The following is a 4,037-nucleotide window of genomic DNA, read 5'->3' on the forward strand; positions in this document are numbered from 1 at the left end:
GCGACGAAGTCGTCTATCGCGGACCCGCCCTGGAACCCCTCGGCGAGCGTTCCGACGCGTTCCCCGTCCTCGAAGAGGACGAGCATCGGGACGCTGCGGACGTTGAACCGGTCTATCAGCGGCGGGTCGTCGCGCGGGTTGACGAGGACGACGGTCAGGTCCTCGTGCGCGCGGGCGACGTTGCCGAGGACGGGTTCGATGCTCCGGCAGATACCGCAGCCCTCCGTGTAGAACTCGACCAGGACGAGGTCGTTCTCGCGGACGAGTTCGTCCAGTTCCGCCTCCGTCTCGACGGAGACCGGTCTGTTGGGCGCGGCGTCCGAGGGCGTGTCGGCACTCATACTCTCCCGTGCGTCCCCGCGGGATATATCGTTTCGGCGCAGTGTCTCGGCCGGCGCACGTCCGGCGTGCTCGCACGTCGCACGGACGCGGCGGCGCACGACGCGGCGGCGAAAGAGGCGCGCGGCGTCGCTCTCCGCCGTCGACGCCGACGCGCGGCGGTGACTCGTCCGGTCTGCGAGGAGGTGGCGCGGCGAGAACGCAGGAGAACGCGGGCGTGTGGCGCGCTCTCACCCGAACGGCCTATCGTGATGCTTAAGTGGGCACCCCGTTTTGTTTCGACTGCAATACGCTGTAGGGGCGTCGGCCCCGAGTCCGGAAGGGCGACAGTACCCAACCAGATCGTGTGTTGCGGTAGCCAAGCCTGGCCCAAGGCGCTGGGTTGCTAACTCAGTGGCACACCGCCTCCGGGGTTCGAATCCCCGCCGCAACGCTCACCCGACTTTCCAGTCATGAGTGCAGAAGAACCACAAGACGACGCTCCCGAGGAGGAGGAAAACCTCCGATACTTCGTCCGAATCGGTCAGACCGACCTGGACGGCACGAAGTCGGTAGAGCGGAGTCTCTCCGACATGAAAGGTATCGGCAAGCGCACGGCGCGCATCGTTACCGACGCCGCGGGTGTGGACCGAACGGCGACGTTCGGGCTTCTCGACGAAGACGAGATCGACGCCATCGTCGACGTCGTCGAGAACTTCGACGACCACGCCCCCGAGTGGATGATCAACCGCCGCGACGACTTCTACAGCGGCGAGACCAGCCACAAGACCGGCTCGGACCTCGAAGAGAAGCGCCGCCACGACATCAACCGCATGAAGATGATAAGCTCCTACAAGGGCGTCCGACACAAGCGCGGACAGAAGGTGCGCGGACAGCGCACGAAGTCCACCGGACGTACCGAGGGGACCATCGGCGTGAACGTCGAGGCCATCAAAGAAGAACAGGCAGCCGAAGAAGAGGGTGGTGAGGAGTAATGGCGACTGGTAAGAACACCAAGTTCTACGAGACGCCGAACCACCCGTTCCAGGGCGAGCGCATCGCGCAGGAGGCCGACCTCCTCGGGCGCTACGGCCTGAAGAACAAAGAGGAACTCTGGCGTGCCCAGTCCGAACTGCGCAGCTACCGCCGCGAGGCCCGACGCCTCATCGGCGAAGCGCAGGGCGACATGGAACTCGCCGAGCAGTTCGGCGCGGAGTTCCTCGACCGTCTCCGCCGCTACGGCATCCTCTCCGAGGACGACGACATCAGTCAGGTGCTCGGTCTCGACGTGACCGACATCCTCGAGCGTCGTCTGCAGACGGTCGCCTACCGCAAAGGGCTCGGCCACACGCCGGACCAGTCGCGTCAGTTCATCGTCCACGGCCACGTGGTCGTCGACGGTGCCCGCGTCACGCGTCCGTCGAAGACGGTCGAAGTCTCCGAGGAGGGCCTCGTCGAGTTCGACGAAGGGAGTCCGCTCTCGGACGAACTGCACCCCGAGCGAGCAGAGGGACAGGAGTAACCAATGAGCGAATCCGAGAACACCGGCGCGAAGTGGGGCATCGCCCACGTCCACGCATCGTTCAACAACACGCTCATCACCGTCACCGACCAGACTGGCGCCGAAACCATCGCCAAGTCGTCCGGTGGTGCCGTGGTGAAGCAGAACCGCGACGAGGCGTCGCCGTACGCGGCCATGCAGATGGCCGAGAAGGTCGCAGAGGAAGTCAAAGCGGCCGGCATCGAGGGCCTGCACGTTCGCGTGCGCGGCCCCGGCGGTAACCTCAACAAGAGCCCCGGCCCCGGCGCGCAGGCGACGATTCGCGCGCTGGCCCGCGCCGGTCTCGAAATCGGTCGCATCGAGGACGTCACGCCGATTCCGCACGACGGCACTCGCGCGCCGAAAAACAGCCGACTCTAACACAGACCCATGGCAGAAGATTTCGAGGTCGAGTTCATCGAACGTGACGACCGAAAGGCTCGCTTCCTCGTCCGCGGGATGACCCCGGCAGTCGCCAACGGCATCCGGCGCGCGATGATAGCGGACGTGCCGACGTTCAGTATCGACACCGTCCGGTTCGTCGAGAACTCGTCGGTGATGTTCGACGAGATGATCGGTCTCCGCCTCGGCCTCGTTCCGCTCACGACGCCTCTCGACGACTTCGAGCAGGGCGACACTGTGACGCTCTCGCTCGACGTGGAGGGTCCGGCGACGGCCTACTCCGGAGACATCGAGACGTCCGACGAACTCGTCAAGCCGGCCGAGCAGAACGTTCCCGTCATCGAACTGAAGGAGGGCCAGCGGCTTCAGCTGGAGGCCGACGCCGTCCTCGGGAGCGGGAAGGCCCACGCCAAACACCAGGGCGGCGTGGCCGTCGGCTACCGACACCTCCACCGCGTGGAGGTCGTCGGCGACGCCGGCGAGTTCGAAGAGCAGGAACCGAACGTCCTCCGCGGGGTCATCGAAGAGCAGGCGGCCGAACACGCCGCCGACGAGAGCGCCGAAGACGGCGACCTCGTCCCCACTTCGGAGTTCGACAACGACCTCACGAAGCGGTACCCCGGCAAGGACGTCGAGGTACACGACGTGCCCGGCGCGTTCGTCTTCCACGTGGAGACGGACGGGTCGTTCACCGTCGAGGAACTGGTTCGCCGCGCCGTCGAGAGCATCTCGGACCGCGCGGCCGAACTCGAACAGAAAGTAGCGATATAACAGAATGACTGCCCCTTCCCACACCCGACGACCGTTCGCCGTCCGCGAAGCGACAGTGACGGGCAACGCTCGTCACCCCGCCGGATTCCGTCCGGCGACGGCGACGCCGCCCGCGGCCGCCCTGACGGCCGCGTCCGCGCGCGTCTCGCGTTCGAGCGACGGCGACCGTGTCGGGTGCCGAATCGAAACTGGTTTGAAGGGGCGTGCAGTACGTCGAGTGCGAGCAGGGATAGCCAAGTCTGGCCAACGGCGCAGCGTTCAGGGCGCTGTCCCATAGGGGTCCGCAGGTTCAAATCCTGCTCCCTGCACTCCGTTTTCTCAGAAGGAGGTAGACAATGAGTAAGACTAACCCGAGACTCAACAGTCTCATCGCCGAGCTGAAGGCGGTTTCTCGTGAGTCTGGCGCCAACGTGTGGCAGGACGTCGCGGACCGTCTCGAAAAGCCCCGGCGCACCCACGCAGAAGTCAACCTCGGCCGTATCGAACGATACGCCCAGGAAGACGAAACCGTAATCGTCCCCGGCAAGGTGCTGGGCAGCGGTGTGCTGGAGAAGAACGTTACCGTCGCAGCGGTCGACTTCTCGTCGTCCGCTCGCAAGAAGATAGAACAGGTGGGAGACACAGTGACTCTCGAACAGATAGCGGAACAGAACCCCGACGGGTCCAACGTACGGGTGATTCGATGAGTCTCGCCGAGTTCGACGCGGACGTCGTCGTCGACGCCCGAAACTGCATCCTCGGCCGCGTCGCCAGCGAAGTCGCCCAGAAGGCGCTCGCCGGCGAGAAGGTGGCCATCGTCAACGCGGAAGACACCGTCGTCACCGGCTCCGAAGACGACGTGATGAGCGTCTACCGCAAGCGCGTCGAGGTGGGTTCGGACCAGGGACCGGTACGTACCCCAAGCGCTCCGGACCGCATCCTTCAAGCGCGCCGTGCGCGGGATGGTCCCGTACAAGACCGACAAGGTCGTGAGGCGCTCTCGAACGTCCGCGTCTACGTCGCACCG

At 65.4% G+C, this 4,037-nt stretch carries 6 protein-coding genes, 2 tRNA genes and 1 pseudogene; 8 read left to right on the forward strand and 1 reads right to left on the reverse strand.

The annotated features are described in order from the left end of the window. Positions 1–341 (reverse strand): co-chaperone YbbN (locus GJ632_RS20075; RefSeq protein WP_191453859.1); only part of this gene is annotated, 341 nt, incomplete at its 3' end. Between the two features lie 346 nt (positions 342–687). Here GJ632_RS20075 and GJ632_RS20080 point away from each other — a divergent pair. From GJ632_RS20080 to rplM, 8 genes and pseudogenes are all read left to right on the forward strand, one after another. Further along, positions 688–772, forward strand: a tRNA-Ser gene (locus tag GJ632_RS20080). A 19-nt stretch (positions 773–791) separates the two neighbouring features. Next, positions 792–1,313 (forward strand): 30S ribosomal protein S13, encoded by a 522-nt coding sequence (locus tag GJ632_RS20085; RefSeq protein ID WP_089807477.1) that lies wholly within the window; start codon positions 792–794, stop codon positions 1,311–1,313. Further along, the gene (locus GJ632_RS20090) at positions 1,313–1,840 is read left to right on the forward strand and encodes a 30S ribosomal protein S4 (RefSeq protein WP_089807479.1); all 528 of its coding nucleotides are present in this window, start codon (positions 1,313–1,315) and stop codon (positions 1,838–1,840) included. Before GJ632_RS20085 ends, GJ632_RS20090 begins: the two co-directional genes overlap by 1 nt. Positions 1,841–1,843: 3 nt before the next feature. Continuing rightward, complete coding sequence (locus tag GJ632_RS20095; protein ID WP_089807481.1) at positions 1,844–2,239, forward strand: 30S ribosomal protein S11; 396 nt, start codon at positions 1,844–1,846, stop codon at positions 2,237–2,239. Between the two features lie 9 nt (positions 2,240–2,248). Further along, a complete protein-coding gene (locus GJ632_RS20100; RefSeq protein ID WP_089807483.1) occupies positions 2,249–3,031 on the forward strand; it encodes a DNA-directed RNA polymerase subunit D in 783 nt (260 codons plus the stop codon). A gap of 223 nt (positions 3,032–3,254) precedes the next feature. Further along, positions 3,255–3,339: transfer RNA gene (locus tag GJ632_RS20105), tRNA-Leu, on the forward strand. Positions 3,340–3,366: 27 nt separating this feature from the next. After that, a complete protein-coding gene (locus tag GJ632_RS20110) occupies positions 3,367–3,717 on the forward strand; it encodes a 50S ribosomal protein L18e (RefSeq protein ID WP_089807485.1) in 351 nt (116 codons plus the stop codon). After that, positions 3,714–4,037, forward strand: a pseudogene (gene rplM / locus GJ632_RS20115) (50S ribosomal protein L13); the annotation flags it as partial. The gene GJ632_RS20110 and the pseudogene rplM, both read left to right, overlap by 4 nt.

Origin of the sequence: Halogeometricum sp. CBA1124, from assembly GCF_009741955.1 — an archaeon.
In the GTDB taxonomy this organism is placed as follows: Archaea; Halobacteriota; Halobacteria; order Halobacteriales; family Haloferacaceae; genus Halogeometricum; species Halogeometricum rufum.